This is a genomic window from Lysinibacillus alkalisoli, assembly GCF_014643595.1.
Classification (GTDB): domain Bacteria; phylum Bacillota; class Bacilli; order Bacillales_A; family Planococcaceae; genus Metalysinibacillus; species Metalysinibacillus alkalisoli.
In genome coordinates, this window is record NZ_BMJT01000002.1 from 155,561 (window position 1) to 173,472 (window position 17,912).

Genomic DNA, 17,912 nt, shown 5'->3' on the forward strand with positions numbered 1-17,912 from the left:
GAATAATATGACAAAATTATGGGGTGGCCGTTTTCAAAAATCGGCAGAAGCTTGGGTAGATGAGTTTGGAGCGTCTATCGGTTTTGACCAGCAGTTAGTAATCGAAGATATTGCGGGGAGCATAGCACATGTAACGATGCTTGGAGAGACAGGTATTCTACCGCAAGCCGATGTGACGCAAATTTTACAAGGCTTAGCGCAACTTAAAGAAAAAGCATTGAAACATGAACTTAAATTTCAAGTGGCACAAGAGGATATTCATTTAAATTTAGAAAAAATGCTCATTGATTTAATTGGTCCAGTAGGAGGCAAATTGCATACAGGACGTAGTCGTAACGACCAAGTGGCAACAGATATGCATTTATACTTAAAGGCTCGTGTTTCAGAAATTATTACTTTACTGACGACTTTCCAACAAACTATACTCCAACAGGCAGAGGAAAATATAGATACAATAGCACCTGGGTATACCCATTTGCAGCGTGCACAACCCATCTCATTTGCCCATCATATTATGACGTACTTTTGGATGTTAGCACGTGATAAAGCTCGTTTTATGGAGTCTATGAAGCGCATTGATATTTCACCACTAGGAGCAGGAGCTATGGCAGGTACTACATTCCCGATTGACCGTCAAAGAAGTGCAGATTTATTAGGGTTTAGCGAAGTATATGCGAATTCAATGGATGCCGTGAGTGACCGTGACTTTATTGTGGAATTTTTAAACAACAGTGCGCTTTTAATGACACATCTTTCGCGCTTTGCAGAGGAAATTATTATGTGGTCAACTGATGAATTTGCTTTTATTGAATTAGATGATGCTTTCTCAACAGGTTCATCCATTATGCCACAAAAGAAAAATCCAGATATGGCAGAATTGATCCGCGGCAAAACAGGGCGTATTTATGGTAATCTCATCGGTTTATTAACGGTTTTAAAAGGTACGCCGTTAACTTATAACAAAGATATGCAAGAAGACAAAGAGGGAATGTTTGATACTGTACACACGGTTGTTGGTGCACTTAAAATATTTGAGGGGATGGTGCGTACAATGACAGTCAATAAATCACGTCTACAAGAAGCTGTGCATAGTGACTTCTCCAACGCCACAGAGCTTGCGGATTATTTAGCAACGAAGGGCATGCCATTTCGTGAAGCACATGAAGTGACAGGGAAATTAGTATTTACTTGTATTCAAAAAGGCTGTTACTTATTAGATTTAACACTCGACGATATGCAAAAGGAAAGTGCATTAATTGAAGCAGATGTCTTTGATCTTTTAGCACCGACAGCGGCTGTTAGTCGTCGTAACTCCTATGGTGGTACAGGGTTTGAACAAGTAAAGGAACAAATTCAATTAGCCAAACAACAAATATAATGAATAAACACCTTCACGTTGATGTATTAAGGTTTACAATTTCTTATTAACGTAAGGTGTTTTTGTCTTGTTAGCGACTTGTTACTTATTTTTATTTATTACTATATTTTACGAGATGATTTGCTTCTGTAATAAGGTCATGATAGTTAAGCGAGTTAGCAACGGAAAGCGCAACTTTTTCAAACCATACACTTACCAAGCAATCATAGTAAGTAACCTGTTTATCACAGCAATTAAATGGTCATAAGCGTAGACGACTTGCTGACGCTATGACAGGTACATTATTCCATCCTATTTTAACGTTTAGTGAACTACTTGTAGGTGTAAAAGCATTACTTACGACTATCTTTATGGCATTTAAAAATATTTTATTCTGGTAATAAAATAAAGCACACCCCATTTCGGTGTGCTTTTTTATATGCTTATCTGGAAAACTTATACCCAACGCCCCATACTGTAGCAATTCTGTTTGCAAGCGTAGGTGAGTGGTCATTTAACTTTTCACGTAAACGTTTAATATGTGTATCAACCGTACGCAAGTCGCCAAAAAATTCATAGTGCCATACATCTGTTAATAAAGTTTCACGAGAGAAAACCTTATCTGGACTTTGCGCTAAATAAAGCAATAAGTCATATTCTTTAGGTGTGAGTATGACCTCTTTGTCAGCAATTGTGACGCGATGTGCATCATGGTCGATACGTAAATCGCCCAATTGAATAGCATTTTGGTGATTTGTAGGTGTAACAAGCGAGTCCACAGAGCGTTTCATTACGGCCTGTACACGTAATACCAATTCTCGCGGACTAAAAGGTTTAACAATATAATCATCAGCACCGCATTCAAAACCTAAAATACGGTCTTCTTCATTACCTTTTGCAGATACCATAATAATGGGAACAAACGAAGTCTCACGAATTTTATGACATGCACTAATACCATCAATCTCTGGCATCATCACATCTAAAAGGATACAATCATAGTGCATTTCTTCGTGTAAGAAGATGGCATCAGCACCATTTGTCGCGTAATCTACTTGATATCCTTCACGCTCTAAGTACAATGTCATTAAACGTACAATGCGTTCTTCATCATCCACTACTAAAATTTTCTTCATCGTAATTGCTCACTCTCATTTCACGCCTTAAGATAAATTAAGTATAGCGCAAAATAGTGTAATCGTCCTTTATTTCACCTTACTGTGACAAAGCTTTAATAATTTAGTCGCTTATTACTAAAGTATGAGCAACTTACATGACAAAGTAAACTATTTCACATGTAGCCCGAATAAAGCTATCAATTGAATAGCCTGTAAACTAGAAATGGTACAGCCTTTTAATTCTGCTGGTGTGGCGATAATCATTTCAAAATGAGTATCACTAAAATCAATCCCTTTTAAAGTTGTTTGTTCAAAGTTAGCCTCATTAATACTCCCTTCTTCAAAGCGAATCCCTTTAAATACAGCATCATAAAAATCAGCATGTTCAAGCGTACATTGTTTAAAATGAATATTATGTAATTTAGCCTCATCAAATCGAGTGAGGGAAGCGAGTGTATGGTCAAAATAAACATTGCCTAAGCTAGATTTTGTGAAACGACAACCTAGTAATTTGCAATTGATAAATGTCACACGGTGAATGGAAGCATGATAAAAATTCACATTTGATAAATCACAATTTTCAAAACGTACATCTGTAATATCAGCATAACTAAAATTAGTATTAGCAAAGTTACAACCTTTGATGACAGCATTATAAAGTTGGATATGTTCAAGCTTTTGTCCATCGAACTCGTTATTTGTAATCTCACAACGGCTTAATGTAAGATCATCCTCATAATAAATGTCTGTCATATTTTTCACATCTAAATCTGCTGAAATTTTTGGTGTTAATAGTTTCATCCTATTCAAACCTTCTTTCATCTAAAGATTATCAAGCATTATAACATATAATAAACAATACAGGGAACAAAAGTTCTTATGTTTAATAAATGACAGATCCTGAATATAAACTGCTGCAAGCTTGTGAATATTTAGGTAAGATGGATAGGACTAGTGAGAGAAAGGAATGGCGTTATGAAAAAGAAAGTACATGTAGTAGGTGCAGTTATTTTTAATGAAAGTGGTGAAATTTTTTGTGCTCAGCGTAGTAAAAAGATGACACTGGCGCATTATTGGGAATTTCCTGGTGGCAAAATAGAAGCTGGCGAAACAAAAGAACAAGCTTTACGACGTGAAATTAAAGAGGAGTTAACATGTGAAATCGAAGTATATGAACAAATCGATGATACTACTTATGCGTATGATACCTTTATTGTGCGTTTAGAAACATTTCGTGCCAAGGTAATTCAAGGTGAGCTTGTGAATAAAGAACATGCTGCTATAAAATGGTTGAAACCACAGGATTTATGTCAATTAAATTGGGCGCCAGCAGATATACCAGCTGTAGAAAAAATTCAACAATTGTACGGAGAGCCACATGGAACAACAAATTAATGCCGCCTTACAGCGCGGGTTTATCGATCAGGATTATTCAGCATGGCAAAAACATAGGCCTCTCGTACTAAATAATAAAGAGCATATCATGTTACCGACGTTATTGGAAGAATTACGTACGTGTAGAACATTTATGTTTTCTGTTGCATTTATTACGGAGAGTGGATTAATGATGTTAAAGTCAGTGTTATATGATTTACATCATAAAGGCGTTAAAGGAAAGATTTTAACATCTACTTATTTGCAATTTAATCAACCTAAAGTTTTTAGTGAACTTTTGAAATTACCTAATGTGGCTGTGCGTGTAACAGATGAAGAAGGTTTTCACGCAAAAGGTTATATTTTTCAACGCGCTGACTATTATTCACTCATTGTGGGGAGTTCTAACTTAACCGCACAAGCATTAAAGAAAAACTATGAGTGGAATGTAAGGTTATCTAGTATGGAGAATGGTGAGTTGATTCAAAGTTTTTTAACTCAATTTAATACCATATGGCAAAATGCCAAACATATAACGCCGGAGTGGATTAATCAATACAAAAAAGCCTATCAGCCAAATGTACTATCGAAAGTCGTCATTGAACCACACGCTCACGCTTATATTATGCCCAATCGCATGCAACAAACAGCATTACGTGAAATACAACAATTAAGAAAAAATGGCGAAAAAAGAGGGCTTGTCATTTCAGCTACTGGCACAGGGAAGACATATCTCTCAGCATTTGCAGTTCGTGAAGCCAATCCAAAAAGGCTATTATTTGTTGTACATAGAGAGCAGATTTTGCAAAAGGCGATAGCAGATTATAGAGCAATTATAGGTGGTTATGAAGGCGATTTTGCTTTACTAACAGGTCATGATAAAAATTATGATGCTACCTACACATTTGCAACGATTCAAACGTTGGCTCAAGATACTGTCTTACAGCGTTTTGCACAAGACCATTTTGATTATATTATTATAGATGAAGTGCATAGAGCAGGGGCTACAACTTATCATAAAGTATTAGATTATTTCAAACCTGATTTTTTATTAGGCATGACAGCGACACCAGAACGTACAGATCAGTTTAATGTTTTTGCTTTATTTGATTATAATGTTGCCTATGAAATTCGTTTGCAAGAAGCCTTACAAGAAGATTTGTTATGCCCATTTCATTATTTTGGTGTCACAGATTATGAGAAGAATGGTGAGACGATCTGTGAACAGACGCCTATTCAACAACTTACAGCAGATGAGCGTGTCCATTATATGTTAGAAAAGGCAAGTTATTATGGTTTCTCAGGGGAATTTATTAAAGGATTGATTTTCTGTAGCTCAAAACAAGAAGCGTATATTTTGGCTGAAAAAATGCGGAAATGTAATATTGAAGCCTATGCGCTTACAGGTGAAGACTCTCAAGAACAAAGACAAGAAGTAATACAACAACTAGTAGCGGGAAAGATTGCTTATATTTTAACCGTAGATATTTTTAATGAAGGTATTGATATTCCCGAAATTAACCAAATTATTATGTTGCGTCAAACTACATCGAGTATTGTATTTATACAACAACTAGGTCGAGGCTTACGTAAGCATCCACAAAAAGATTTTGTGACGATTATTGATTTCATTGGTAACTATAAAAATAATTATTTAATCCCTACAGCTTTAGCAGGAGATCAAAGTTTAAACAAAGACAATGCGTTACGTCATACTATGGAGACACAGTATATAGAAGGTGTTTCAACAATTAATTTTGAAGAGATTGCACAACAACGCATTTTTGATGCTATTCATACAACTAATTTACATGCTCTTAAAAATATCAAAGAAGCCTATTTGCAGTTGAAACAACGATTAAATCATATCCCTTCGTTAACTGAATTTATGCAATATCATTCTATAGATCCAGAAACAATTATGATTGACCATCTTCATTACGTAGCTTTTTTGCAACGTATTAATGAAATTGAAGTATCGCTTACTAAACAAGAGGAAGCGATGTTAACTTTTATGAGTCAGGAATTATTGAATGGGAAACGTATTCATGAGGTACAGTTACTCTCACTCCTTATTGAAAATAAACAAGTATCTAAAGAAACGCTACTTGCTAAGTTGGAAGGTTACGATTGTAGCCTAGCTACACTACAATCTGTAGAGCGAGTGTTGATGCTTCTTTTTTATACAAAAGCAGAACGTAAGAAATATGGCAATCAACCGTATATTGAGAAACAAAAAGAACAGTATCAGTTATCCGACCATACTGAAAAAATCCTTGAAAACAAACAAGTTTTAGACGCCGTAAAAGATATTTTACAAGTTGCTATATTAAAAAATAAACAATATGAACATGATAAACCGCTCACTATTGGCAAAAAGTATACGAGAAAGGACGTATGTCGTTTACTCAACTGGGAGCAAGATGAAACATCTACTATGTATGGTTATAAGACAAAGGCAAATACAACACCATTATTTATCACCTATAATAAAGACGAATCGCTAGAATCATCCGTATTATATGGTGATCAATTAATTAACGACCATAGGTTACTTTGGTATTCAAGAGCAAATCGTAAAAGAACAAGTAAAGAACTGGCGCCAATCTTACACCATACTTCAACCATTCATATTTTTATAAAAAAACAAGATAAGGATAAAGATTATTATTATTTAGGGCAAGGTAAATTAGAAGATCAATCCGTCTGTGAAGAAGAAGCGGTTGATAAACAAAATAAAAGCGTGCCGATTGTAAAAATGGAATTTAATTTAACGACGGTGATTAAAGAATCGGTATATCATTATTTAACGCATAGTATTAAATAATCAATTACAAATAAACAGTAGTTTTTGTTGTTTAGTCAAAAATTATGCATAAAGGTGTTTTTTATGAGTAAAGCGTGAGACAATAGAGTGTACGATAATTTGAGGGTGAACAGGAGATAAGTAATGATAGAGATTAAAACATCAACACTTAGTGATGGCGAGTTTAACCGAGGTGTATTTGCAAAAGAGGCGATTAAAAAGGGAACTTTATTACATGAGGCACCAGTAATTGCTTATCCAAATGCAGAACACGAACATATCGAAAAAACATTATTAGCCGATTATGCATTTGAGTATGGTAAAAATCATACGGCTATGCTTTTAGGATATGGTATGTTATTTAATCATGCATATGATGCAAATGCGCGCTATGATATTAATTTCGATAACCATACTTTTGATTTCTTTGCACGCAAAGATATCCAAGCAGGTGAAGAGATTACAATTAATTATAATGGTGATGAGGAAGATACAACACCACTTTGGTTTGACCAATGACATAGCGAGCTGTTACATAAATCGTGTAACAGCTTTGTTTTATCTATAAACAAGGGAAGGATAGGTTATGCGAGAGAAGGCAACATTTGCAGGTGGTTGTTTTTGGTGTATGGTACAGCCTTTCGATAGTTATGAGGGAATATTTTCTGTGACGTCTGGTTACATGGGAGGGACTGTGGAAAGCCCTACGTATGAGGCAGTGAAGAATGGCGATACAGGTCATTTAGAAGTTGTACAAATTGAATTTGACCCTGCTATATTTAGTTATGATACACTACTTGAAATTTACTGGGCACAAATTGACCCAACAGATGCAGGAGGCCAGTTTCACGATAGAGGGGAGCAGTATACAACGGCTATCTTCACCCATACACAGCAACAAGTTGAATTAGCACAAGCATCTAAAGAAAAGCTAATTGCAAGTCATCGTTTTGATGCACCAATTGTGACAAATATTCGTGAAGCAAGTGTATTTTATCCTGCTGAAGAATATCACCAAGATTTTTATAAAAAAGACCAAATGGCTTATCAACAAGACCGCGCACAATCAGGGCGTGATCTCTTTATTGAGAAGTATTGGCAAGAGGATTGAGCAATTATTGTTCAATCCTTTTTTGATGAATAGTAATGCTTTCACGATAACTAATGGCAGAAAATACAGTTTGAGCGGTGAATTGTAGCAAGAGAATGAAGATTATGACATTAGATTGGACTAAGCCTTGCTGAATAAAAGGGCTATTTTGAGTAAATATAATAATACCTGTGAAAAGAGTTAAACAAGCAGCAACAAGCGTATTTGCTAAAGGATACTTTCTCTTTTTTTCAAATACTTTTTTATACATTAGTGTAATATTTACGCTTAATACAACTACCAATGTAATCACAAGTATTTCAATCCTTTTTGTTGTACCCCATTGTACATCTGAAAAGAATAAAAACAAACTTTCATTGAGAAGAAGCAGTATAACAAGCATATAAAAATGAATGGAGACAATTCGAGCTCGTATATATTTTTGTTGTTTATTCCATTTAGGCATATGTATCATCCTTTTTTTAGTAATTAAAATAATATTTACCTTTTATTGTACGTGACGTACCTATCACTGTCAATAATATGTAAAATGTGTTGTACATGTGTATTAGTTAACTTTCATCTAGGAAACTTTTTTGTTTACGCTACAAAAAAGAAGGTATAAAATAATAACATTCATTAAGGTGAAAGAGAGAAGGGATCGTATGGAAAAACAACAACTATCCAATTTAGACCAAGCAGCAATTGCAGTGTTAGAAGGGGAAGTACGTGGTTATAAAAAGGTGCTTCCTTTTTTAGGCCCCGCTTTTATTGCGGCTGTAGCTTATATTGACCCAGGTAACTTTGCCACAAATATTACAGCAGGTTCTACATACGGTTATTTATTATTATGGGTAATCGCTTTTTCTAATTTAATGGCTGTTTTAATTCAAAGTTTATCAGCAAAATTAGGCATAGCAACAGGTAAGAATTTACCAGAAGTTGCACGAGAGCGTTTTTCGAAAAAAACATCGATATTTCTCTGGCTACAAGCGGAGCTTGTTATTATCGCCACGGATTTAGCCGAGTTTATCGGCGCAGCGTTAGGGCTCTATTTATTATTCAATATTGATTTATTTCCTGCGGCCTTACTGACAGCTGTAGGCTCATTTATTATTTTAGAATTGCAACGTCGTGGTGTACGTGCATTTGAAGCTGGCATTTCCGCCATGGTGGTCATTGTTGTATTAGCATTTGCCTGTCAGTTATTTTTAGCTTCACCAAACCCTATGGAGGTAGCTAGTGGTTTTGTCCCAGCTTTTGATGGGATAAACTCAGTCCTACTTGCTACAGGAATTTTAGGGGCTACAGTTATGCCGCATGCTATTTATTTGCATTCGTCACTCACACAGCGACGTGTTACAGTGAAAACAGAGGCGCATAAGCAACGAGTGTATAAGTTTGAGTTATTTGATATTGTATTAGCGATGGTTGTTGCTGGTGCTATTAATATGGCGATGTTAATTATAGCAGCAGCTGTCTTTTATGATAAGGGATTACAAATTGAAGATTTAGACATCGCATATGAAGCATTGGGCACTTATTTAGGGCCTGTAGCAGCTATGTCATTTGGATTAGGGTTACTCATTGCAGGGCTTGCAAGTTCATCGGTTGGTACAATGGCAGGAGATGTAGTCATGCAAGGTTTTATTAATAAACATATTCCCATCTACGTAAGGCGCGCTATTACAATGATTCCACCACTTGTGATTATCGGTTTAGGAGTAAATGCAACAAAGGCATTAGTATGGAGCCAAGTTGTATTATCTTTTGGGATTGCTTTTGCGCTTGTTCCATTGCTTATTTTTACAATTAATGCCAAGTTAATGGGTATTTTGGTAAATAAAAGATGGGTTACGGTACTGGGGTGGCTTGTAGCTAGTATTGTTATTGCCCTTAACTTATATTTATTGTATGAGACTTTTGCCTAGGTATGAAACCTCAAACTGTTAGAAACGTATAAAGTAAAGAGGACGAAAAGTAGGTGAACGTTATGGAAACCATTATTATTATTGTTTGTATTATTTTAGCATGTATCGTTTTAAAGTTTGTTGTGAGTACTTTATTTTCGTTACGCTTTTTAGTACTTGCTACCATTATTTTTTTACTATGGTACTTCAACTTATTACAAGATTTTTTGCAAATTTTTCAGACGCTATTTGAGCGGATTAAAGCATTCGTCAATGAAAAAGGTTGGTTTTCTTAAAAGCTAGTCAAGGGACTTAGTCTAATCATTGTCTTGTACACCGTATCATTTTCGGAATACAGTAGGTGAAAAGTATTTCATTATGTTAATGTTCCTTTTTAATAAAAAGCTTGATAAACAAAAAAGTGGTAAGAGACAATGATCATTGTCTCTTATCACTTTTATTTGTCTCACGATCTTTATTTTTGTTGCGTTTTTTCTTTTTGTTTTAATTCTTTTTCGCGTGCATATTCTTCTCGCGCCTCATCTTGTAGTGCACTAGCAACTTCAATGCGATCAAGCATAGGAGCAATTAACTTTTGCATCATAAAGAAAAACAAGGCAGCTACTACACCAACAGAAGCATAGTAAATAAGCTCTTGTATATCCCCTTTTACTAACGTGAGATACAATACGGCAGAAACAACAGCACCTATAATTCCGTATCCCCATAATTTACCTTTCTCATCTTTAGCATAGCGCTCTATGACAAAAGCTAAAGCAATGCCAAATACTAAAAATAAAGGTACAACAATTAATACATTCAATGTTAAATACATGGAGAAGGTTTCATCATTAATTGTTAACACATTAATTAGTGTAAGCAATAAACTTAGTGCTACACCAGCAATGATGGCACTAATTAATTTTACCATGAAATTTTTACCCATAGTTATCAGCACTCCCTAACGCATTCATTTTACCAACTTTTTAAACAGTTGAGTAGTGCTAACTGAAGCATTGTTAGGGAAATCTAAAATAATTGTCACATTCTCCCCAAATTCATGAAAAACGAAACTTTTTTTCTTTAACTTCGTATTACAGAGTAGCAAGGGTGCTATTATATTCGCTATACTAAGAGGTAAAGATAATCAAGGAGGTTATGGGCATGACACAAAACACAGACCCATTTGGATTACCAGTAGAGAAACCAGCTGTTTCAAATACAGCTAATCCATATCAAGAACCAACAGCACATTCAAGTAACTTTACAATGCAGCCACTACCAGAACAACAACCACTACCAGAAATTGCACGAGAAGGTTTATCAACCATCGCTAAAAATAAATTGGCACTACGTGAAGACCCAGCTGTACAAACATTAGCAAACAAAATTGATGTGAAAAACCAAATTGCGATGTTAGAGTTAGGTCGTGAAACAGCAACAGGGATTTCGCAATTTTCAGACCGTATGTTAAGTAAAATGCGTGCAAGTAAAGTTGAAGAGTCAAGCGTATTATTAAATAATTTGAATCAAGTTATGGATAAATTCGATCCAGAAGACTTTAAAGACGAAGCTAAAAGCGGTGGCTTTATTAAACGGCTTTTCAATAAAGGTAAAGAACAAATTGAACGTTTCCTTTCTAAATACGACACAATGAACCGTGAAGTAGATAATATTCAACAAGAGATTATGAAGTATGAGATTGAAATGAAGCAAAATACAATTGAACTAGAAACAATGTATGATGAGAACTTAAAATATTTCCAAGATTTAAGTAAGTACATTGTAGCCATTGAATTAAAAATAGAAGAAGTACGTCAGTTGATTCCACAGTATGAGCAGAGAGCTGCGCAAGGCGATCAAGAAGCAGGTATGCAATATGAAACATTGCGTAATAGTTTACAATTATTAGAGCAACGTCGCTATGATCTAGAGATGGCACAACAAGTTTCATTCCAATCTGCACCACAAATTCGTATGATGCAGCAAGGTAATAACCATCTTATTGCTAAAATGAATTCAGCATTCGTTACTACAATTCCTATTTTTAAACAAGGCTTAATTCATGCCGTTATGGTCAAACGTCAGCGACTTGTAGCAGATTCTATGAGCGAGTTAGACCGTCGTACTAATGAAATGCTTATTAAAAATGCAGAGAATATTAGTAATAGTAGTGTGCGTATTGCTGAGATGGCTGGCTCCTCAAGCATCAAAATCGAAACGATTGAACAAACTTGGCAAACGATTATGCAAGGGATTGAAGAAACAAAACGCATTCAGGTTGAAACCGCTCGTGAACGAGAAGAAGGGCGTAAACGCATTGAGCAATTACAACTAGAATACGAGAAGCTAAACCGTCAGTAATAGTTTAATGGCGCAGTAACAACAACGCCATTTGTAATTTGTTTTACTACAGGCACAAAGTGAAACTGTCGTGTGACCCATTTTGGTCGCACGGCTTTTTTGTCTCTAAATCGAATTCTACTAACCCTACTAATTTTCTATGTTATAATACGTTAATCGCTATAAAAAAGACGGAGGAGTGCATGATGAGTGAATTTAAAAAAGGTGTAATTTTTGCACTGCTCGCGTATTTATGCTGGGGATTATTCCCTTTATTTTGGAAGCAATTAACCCATGTACCTAGCATGGAGATTTTAGCAGCCCGTGTTATTTGGGCATTTGTTTTTACATGGTTATATTTAGTATTACGTAAGCAAAGTAAGCCACTGTGGCAAGACGTAAAACAATTATGGCAACAAAAAACCGCTTTTTGGCAGTTAGGTATTGCCTCCTTTGTTATTTCCCTTAATTGGTTTACGTATATTTGGGCAGTGAATCATAATCATATTGTACAAACGAGTTTAGGTTACTATATTAACCCTATTTTATCTATTTTATTTGGTGTTATCTTTTTTAAAGAAAGGCTAACTTCAGCACAAAAACTAGCTACAGTTATAGCGATTAGTGCTGTATTGTTACTTGCCATCTATTATGGTGAATTACCATGGATTGCTTTAATATTGGCGTTTAGTTTCGCTACTTATGGTGTATTAAAAAAGAAAATTCGTTTAGATGCTACGCGTGGACTAGTTATTGAGACATTCTTTGTATTACCGATTGCATTAAGTTATTATATCTATTTATTTGTACAGGGAGACGCTGTTTTTCTACATAGTGACGTTAAGACAAGTCTATTGTTAATGTTAGGTGGTATTTTAACTGCAATTCCACTTATTTTATTTGCTATGGGAGCGCAACGTGCTCCTTTATATGTAGTAGGTTTTATTCAGTATTTATCCCCAACAATCACATTGATGTTAGGTGTTTTAATTTACCAAGAACCATTTAGTAAAATTCAATTTATTGCATTCGGTTTAGTATGGTTAGCGATTGTTATTTTCTTAATATCCATGTATCGTCAATTTACACGTAAGAAATTAATGATGTGAGAAGTGGTGAAATCATTTCAACTAAAAAGTAAACCGACATTTGTTGGTTTATTTTTTTATAATTTTTATGCTTATGGTTGAAAATTTAGTACAGAGGGTAACTTTTTTAAAGGTTTCACTAAAACGAGGTTTGTATTAATCAAAATGTGGTATTAAATAGTTAAGTGACAAAAAACAACGTTTATAGTCTATAAAAGTTGTAAAATTACCATTTCAATTCGCTGGTTCACCTTATAAAGATAGCGATAGTTTAGGAGTGATAAAGATGAAGATTATTATTCGTCTCGATCGAGTATTGGCAGACCGTAAGATGCAGTTGACTGAATTAGCAAAAGAGGTAGATGTTTCTATCGTGAATTTATCCAAATTAAAAACAGGTAAAGTGCGAGCTGTTCGATTTTCTACATTAGCCGCTATTTGTAAAGCATTAGATTGTCAACCAGGCGATATATTAGAATATGTAGATGATGAAGATGAGTAAAATAAAGTATCATTGAGATTGTTGTAATTGCACAATCTCTTTTTTTATGGGCAATCACACACTTTTTTCATAATCTCGACAAATAAAATTCATAAACAGAAATACAGCATTCATGTTGTTTTTTTGCTACACTAGAGAGCAGTACGCATAGAGAGGAAGACATGAAATGCAAACAGATGTGAATGCTTTTTTGGCGTTTGGAGCTGGGTTTTTAAGTTTTATTTCACCATGTACATTGCCCCTCTATCCTGCTTTTTTATCGTATATTACGGGTATGTCTTTTAACGAGCTTAACTCGGAAAAAGGGATGTTACAAAAGCGAGCGGTTCTACATACGCTATTCTTTTTAGCAGGGTTTTCGGTCATATTTATCGCGCTAGGTTTTGGTGCAAGCTTTATTGGAGAAATGTTATTTAATTACCAAGATTTGTTACGTCGTGTAGGAGCAATTTTAATTATTATTTTTGGTCTTATGATTGTTGGCCTATTAAAAGTTGATTTTTTAATGAAAGACCATAAAGTACAATTTAAAAATCGTCCGTCAGGCTATATTGGCACATTTTTAATTGGTATTGCGTTTGCAGCAGGGTGGACACCATGTACAGGCCCTATTCTAGCAGGTATTACAGTAATGGCAGGTACAAATCCTGAATCAGGTATGATGTATATGCTGTTATATTATTTAGGCTTTGCCATTCCATTCTTTGTATTATCTTTCTTTGTTTCACGTTTAGGTTGGATTCGTCGAAACAGCCAAAAGATTGTGGTAGTAGGCGGTTATATTATGATAGCAGTCGGATTATTACTATTCTTTGATGGTATGACGTATATCACACGTTTGCTTTCTCCAATTTTCGGTGGCTTTACGGGCTTCTAATCTGTTACTATTAGAAGAGTATTGCGATTCGTGAGGAGACAAGCTATATGGCAAAAGTATTAATTGTAGACGATGCGCTTTTCATGCGTGTCGCTATTTCGAAAATGTTTACAGAGTGGGGTTATGAAGTGATTGGGGAAGCGGCGAACGGTAAAGAGGCGATTGCTCAATATGAAACACTTCAACCAGATTTAGTAACGATGGATGTCACGATGCCTGTTATGAGCGGTATTGATGCAGTAAAAGAAATTATTAAAAAGTATCCTAATGCACGCATTATTATGGTAACAGCATTAGGGCAACAACGCTTAATACGTGAAGCGTTAGAGAGCGGTGCAAAAGATTTTATTACAAAACCTTTTGAGCCTGCTTTTTTACGTATGGTAGCAGATAAGTTAATGCAAGACATGTAGATTTAGGAGGAAGAGGAATGCAAGCGATTTTTCAGCAGATTCCTTCACACTATTTAGTGATCGGCTCTTCTGTCATGGCAGTTGTGATGGGCATCTTTGTCATGTTTGTACGCATGCGCTCCGCAAAAAAGCCAGTCAACGCAAAAAAGATTATTATTCCGCCGTTTGCCATGTCAACGGGGGCGCTAATGTTTATCTCGCCTTATTTTCGTGTGGCACCTCTTCAAATTTTAGAAGCTGCTATTGTGGGCATGTTATTTTCAATTGTTTTGATTATGACATCTAAATTTGAAGTGCGTGGTACAGCAATTTTCATGAAACGGTCTAAAGCCTTTTTCTTTATTTTAATGGCATTATTGCTCATACGTTTAGTCGCAAAAGGCGTGTTGAGCTCATCCATTGATGTAGGTGAATTAGGCGGGATGTTTTGGATCTTAGCGTTCTTTATGATTTTACCATGGCGCATTGCGATGTTAATTCAATTCAAACGCTTAGAGAAAACGATAGGCTAGACTATTGTATAGTTTTGCGTGGCAAAATGAACAGCATAACATAATAAGAAACAGCAAGCCAGTTACGGATGGCTTGCTGTTTTTTTACTCAAATAAATGCTCATATGGTGTAACATCGATTTGCATTTCATCTAATTTTTTACGCAGAAATTTATGGTCACGCTTTGGTGTTGCTTGTATATAACCTCGAATGATGAGGTCGTGATTAATTTTCTTTGCTTTTTCGTCTAGTGCGATTTGCGCAATCTTGCCTGCAATTTTTTCTTTAGCTACTTGTCTAAAGAGCTCAGGCACAGGTGTTACTAGTTCTGCTAATAATTCTTTTGATGGCTCGTCCCATAAATGTAAGGACTGATTAATATAATATTCTTGCCAATCCAAATCCGACCAACCATCTTGTTTAGGCATGCGTTTTAAAAATTTACGGAACATAAAAAATCCGCCAATTCCCATGAGGGTAATTAAAACAAATGTCCAAAACAAAATGAACCACATAAAGCCATCATTTAACTCGTTCACATCGTTCACCTCTTTATTTCTAATGCCCTTATTATACGTGCTTTGTAAAAAAAAATCACCACACTTGTCCCCAAATGCAGATTTCGTTCCATAATATTTGGTGAAAGGAGGGATTACTTTGGCACAAGCAACAGTTACAAAAGCAACATTACACATTGCATTTTACGACGGTGAAAAAGATGGCAAACCGGTTACAAAAGCAACGAACTACAATAAATTAAATGCTGCAGCACCTACACGAGAGATATATGATGTTGCCCAAGCATTAAGTTCGTTAAGTACAAAGGATGTATCACGTATTTACACAGTAACAACAACAGATCTTACAGAATAGGAGGGGAATAATGAAAACATTATATTTACAGTTTAAAACAGCTCATGACAAAAATGTGAGTATTACAGTACCAGAACCAATTGTGACAACTACAACTGCAAATGTTCAAGCAGTCATGGATCAAGTGTTAGCAACGAACGTATTTCAGCATGAGAACCAACGATTAACGGCAATTAAGGGTGCGCATATTGTAGAACGCAAAATTACAGTTCTTTTATAAATCCATGATTCGCAACGAGGAGGAGAGCATAGTGGCAGAGTGGATGGGGCTGTTATCAGAAGTTGGTTTTCCTATTGTCGTCTCTTTTTATTTATTACACAGGATAGAACAAAAATTAGAAGCCATTTGCAAAGCTCTAAAAGAACTCGCTTAATTGTGAAGTTAATTTCACAAAAAAGTAGTAAATGTGTCACCCATGAAGGCTTGCTTGTGCAAGCGTTATCAGCTACGATAAAAATAGCGTTTTGAAGGTGGGGGACAAATATGAAAATCAAGCATTGGTTACTTGTTATTGTTGCTGCTCTAGTACTTAGTGCGTGTAGTAATACAAAATTTAAAGAAGATTTTGATGTTGAGCTTGCTGCATTTGAGCACATCAATCATCGTGGTGACCAAGTATCACTCGATAGCTTAAAAGGAAAACCATGGCTCGGTATGTATATCTTCACCAACTGTAATACTGTTTGTCAGCCAATGACTTATAATATGACAGAAGTGCAAGATATTTTAGTAAAAAAGGGGATTGAAGATTATAATATTGTAGCATTTTCGGTTGACCCAGAAACGGATACACCAGAAGTGCTAACAGAATATTTATCGCGTTATCCTGTACCTGATGAGTCGAAATGGAATTTGTTAACAGGCTACAATCAAAAGTATATTGAACAATATGCATTAAAATCCACAAAACAATTAGTGAGAGATGACCCAAACTCTGACCAAGTGACCCATTCGGTAACTTTCTTTTTAGTAGACGAGAATGGTCGTATGGTAAAAAATTATAGCGGCTATTCAGAAGAAGCGGACGGTGTACCAATTGACTTAATTGTTGAGGACTTGGAGATGTTAATTGAGGAACGTTTAAATAAGGCGTAATAAAAAAGGAAGCTGCGCGCAGCTTCCTTTTTCTATGCTAACTTTTTAGTGCTACATGACGTCTAATACAAAGGATTTAAACTTGTTCTTTTTTTAATAAGTCACGGATTTCTTTTAATAATTCTTCCTTAGTGTCAATTTCAGGCTCAGGCTCTTCTTCAGCTTTCTTACCTTGTAGTTTTGACAAAACACGTATAAACATGAAAATAGAAAAAGCGATAATAACAAAATTAATAATAGCTTGAATAAATTCACCAAATTTCACCTTGGCATCACCTACAGTAAGAATCAGTGATTGAGAGAAATCAATACCACCTGTTAAAATCCCGACCAATGGCATAATAATACTATCAACTAACGAAGAAACAATTGCGCCAAATGCTGCACCAATTACAACAGCAACAGCTAAATCAAGCACATTGCCTTTCATGGCAAAGGCTTTAAAATCTTTCCACATATGCGTGAACCTCCTAATAAATTACTGAAATTTAATTTTACTAATAAATAATTGCTATGGCAATAGTTCATGTAGCACATAAACATTAGTCAAGCTTCAAAATATATGCTATTTTA

At 35.4% G+C, this 17,912-nt stretch carries 23 protein-coding genes; 17 read left to right on the forward strand and 6 right to left on the reverse strand.

Going from position 1 to position 17,912, the window contains the following annotated elements:
* Positions 1–7 precede the first annotated feature (7 nt).
* Positions 8–1,378, forward strand: a complete 1,371-nt coding sequence (argH, locus tag IEW44_RS03160) for an argininosuccinate lyase (protein ID WP_188613575.1) — start codon at positions 8–10, stop codon at positions 1,376–1,378.
* Between the two features lie 422 nt (positions 1,379–1,800).
* On the opposite strand, the gene IEW44_RS03165 is transcribed toward argH, so the two are convergent.
* The gene (locus tag IEW44_RS03165) at positions 1,801–2,493 is read right to left on the reverse strand and encodes a response regulator transcription factor (protein WP_188613576.1); all 693 of its coding nucleotides are present in this window, start codon (positions 2,491–2,493) and stop codon (positions 1,801–1,803) included.
* A gap of 150 nt (positions 2,494–2,643) precedes the next feature.
* Entirely contained in the window at positions 2,644–3,276 is a 633-nt protein-coding gene (locus IEW44_RS03170; RefSeq protein WP_188613577.1) for a pentapeptide repeat-containing protein, read from the reverse strand.
* A 174-nt stretch (positions 3,277–3,450) separates the two neighbouring features.
* Here IEW44_RS03170 and IEW44_RS03175 point away from each other — a divergent pair, with 174 nt between their 5' ends.
* The 4 genes from IEW44_RS03175 (at position 3,451) to msrA (ending at position 7,766) form a co-directional block, all read left to right on the forward strand.
* Entirely contained in the window at positions 3,451–3,870 is a 420-nt protein-coding gene (locus IEW44_RS03175; RefSeq protein ID WP_188613578.1) for a (deoxy)nucleoside triphosphate pyrophosphohydrolase, read from the forward strand.
* A complete protein-coding gene (locus IEW44_RS03180; RefSeq protein ID WP_188613579.1) occupies positions 3,854–6,676 on the forward strand; it encodes a DEAD/DEAH box helicase in 2,823 nt (940 codons plus the stop codon). Before IEW44_RS03175 ends, IEW44_RS03180 begins: the two co-directional genes overlap by 17 nt.
* Before the next feature lie 123 nt (positions 6,677–6,799).
* Positions 6,800–7,174, forward strand: a complete 375-nt coding sequence (locus tag IEW44_RS03185) for an SET domain-containing protein (protein WP_188613580.1) — start codon at positions 6,800–6,802, stop codon at positions 7,172–7,174.
* A gap of 67 nt (positions 7,175–7,241) precedes the next feature.
* Positions 7,242–7,766, forward strand: coding sequence for a peptide-methionine (S)-S-oxide reductase MsrA (gene msrA, locus IEW44_RS03190; RefSeq protein ID WP_188613581.1), 525 nt, complete (start codon positions 7,242–7,244; stop codon positions 7,764–7,766).
* A gap of 4 nt (positions 7,767–7,770) precedes the next feature.
* On the opposite strand, the gene IEW44_RS03195 is transcribed toward msrA, so the two are convergent.
* The gene (locus IEW44_RS03195) at positions 7,771–8,211 is read right to left on the reverse strand and encodes a hypothetical protein (RefSeq protein ID WP_188613582.1); all 441 of its coding nucleotides are present in this window, start codon (positions 8,209–8,211) and stop codon (positions 7,771–7,773) included.
* A 199-nt stretch (positions 8,212–8,410) separates the two neighbouring features.
* On the opposite strand from IEW44_RS03195, the gene IEW44_RS03200 reads away from it, so the two are divergent.
* Together IEW44_RS03200 and IEW44_RS03205 are read left to right on the forward strand one after the other, a co-directional pair.
* Positions 8,411–9,676: an Nramp family divalent metal transporter gene (locus IEW44_RS03200; RefSeq protein WP_188613583.1), complete on the forward strand. Its 1,266-nt coding sequence runs from the start codon at positions 8,411–8,413 to the stop codon at positions 9,674–9,676.
* A 62-nt stretch (positions 9,677–9,738) separates the two neighbouring features.
* Positions 9,739–9,951: a hypothetical protein gene (locus IEW44_RS03205; RefSeq protein ID WP_188613584.1), complete on the forward strand. Its 213-nt coding sequence runs from the start codon at positions 9,739–9,741 to the stop codon at positions 9,949–9,951.
* 179 nt (positions 9,952–10,130) lie between these two features.
* Here IEW44_RS03205 and IEW44_RS03210 read toward each other — a convergent pair whose 3' ends face one another.
* On the reverse strand, positions 10,131–10,601 hold the full coding sequence (locus IEW44_RS03210; RefSeq protein ID WP_188613585.1) for a hypothetical protein: 471 nt from the start codon (positions 10,599–10,601) through the stop codon (positions 10,131–10,133).
* Between the two features lie 323 nt (positions 10,602–10,924).
* On the opposite strand from IEW44_RS03210, the gene IEW44_RS03215 reads away from it, so the two are divergent.
* The 6 genes from IEW44_RS03215 (at position 10,925) to IEW44_RS03240 (ending at position 15,390) form a co-directional block, all read left to right on the forward strand.
* Positions 10,925–12,019, forward strand: a complete 1,095-nt coding sequence (locus tag IEW44_RS03215; RefSeq protein WP_188613811.1) for a toxic anion resistance protein — start codon at positions 10,925–10,927, stop codon at positions 12,017–12,019.
* Positions 12,020–12,204: 185 nt separating this feature from the next.
* Positions 12,205–13,107, forward strand: a complete 903-nt coding sequence (gene rarD / locus IEW44_RS03220) for an EamA family transporter RarD (protein ID WP_188613586.1) — start codon at positions 12,205–12,207, stop codon at positions 13,105–13,107.
* A 265-nt stretch (positions 13,108–13,372) separates the two neighbouring features.
* Positions 13,373–13,588 carry a helix-turn-helix domain-containing protein gene (locus tag IEW44_RS03225; RefSeq protein WP_188613587.1) on the forward strand — a complete coding sequence of 72 codons (216 nt, stop codon included), beginning with the start codon at positions 13,373–13,375 and terminating at the stop codon, positions 13,586–13,588.
* A gap of 166 nt (positions 13,589–13,754) precedes the next feature.
* Positions 13,755–14,465, forward strand: coding sequence for a cytochrome c biogenesis CcdA family protein (locus IEW44_RS03230; RefSeq protein WP_188613588.1), 711 nt, complete (start codon positions 13,755–13,757; stop codon positions 14,463–14,465).
* A gap of 47 nt (positions 14,466–14,512) precedes the next feature.
* A complete protein-coding gene (locus IEW44_RS03235) occupies positions 14,513–14,878 on the forward strand; it encodes a response regulator (protein ID WP_188613589.1) in 366 nt (121 codons plus the stop codon).
* A 26-nt stretch (positions 14,879–14,904) separates the two neighbouring features.
* On the forward strand, positions 14,905–15,390 hold the full coding sequence (locus IEW44_RS03240) for a CcdC family protein (RefSeq protein ID WP_188613812.1): 486 nt from the start codon (positions 14,905–14,907) through the stop codon (positions 15,388–15,390).
* 84 nt (positions 15,391–15,474) lie between these two features.
* Here IEW44_RS03240 and IEW44_RS03245 read toward each other — a convergent pair whose 3' ends face one another.
* Complete coding sequence (locus IEW44_RS03245) at positions 15,475–15,885, reverse strand: DUF2621 domain-containing protein (RefSeq protein WP_188613813.1); 411 nt, start codon at positions 15,883–15,885, stop codon at positions 15,475–15,477.
* Between the two features lie 142 nt (positions 15,886–16,027).
* On the opposite strand from IEW44_RS03245, the gene IEW44_RS03250 reads away from it, so the two are divergent.
* The 4 genes from IEW44_RS03250 (at position 16,028) to IEW44_RS03265 (ending at position 17,339) form a co-directional block, all read left to right on the forward strand.
* Positions 16,028–16,243, forward strand: a complete 216-nt coding sequence (locus tag IEW44_RS03250; protein WP_188613590.1) for a DUF1659 domain-containing protein — start codon at positions 16,028–16,030, stop codon at positions 16,241–16,243.
* Between the two features lie 10 nt (positions 16,244–16,253).
* The gene (locus tag IEW44_RS03255) at positions 16,254–16,463 is read left to right on the forward strand and encodes a DUF2922 domain-containing protein (protein ID WP_188613591.1); all 210 of its coding nucleotides are present in this window, start codon (positions 16,254–16,256) and stop codon (positions 16,461–16,463) included.
* Positions 16,464–16,467: 4 nt separating this feature from the next.
* A complete protein-coding gene (locus IEW44_RS03260) occupies positions 16,468–16,617 on the forward strand; it encodes a YvrJ family protein (protein ID WP_373286124.1) in 150 nt (49 codons plus the stop codon).
* A gap of 110 nt (positions 16,618–16,727) precedes the next feature.
* A complete protein-coding gene (locus tag IEW44_RS03265; RefSeq protein WP_188613593.1) occupies positions 16,728–17,339 on the forward strand; it encodes an SCO family protein in 612 nt (203 codons plus the stop codon).
* A 76-nt stretch (positions 17,340–17,415) separates the two neighbouring features.
* Here IEW44_RS03265 and mscL read toward each other — a convergent pair whose 3' ends face one another.
* Positions 17,416–17,796, reverse strand: coding sequence for a large conductance mechanosensitive channel protein MscL (gene mscL, locus IEW44_RS03270; protein ID WP_188613594.1), 381 nt, complete (start codon positions 17,794–17,796; stop codon positions 17,416–17,418).
* Positions 17,797–17,912 lie beyond the last annotated feature (116 nt).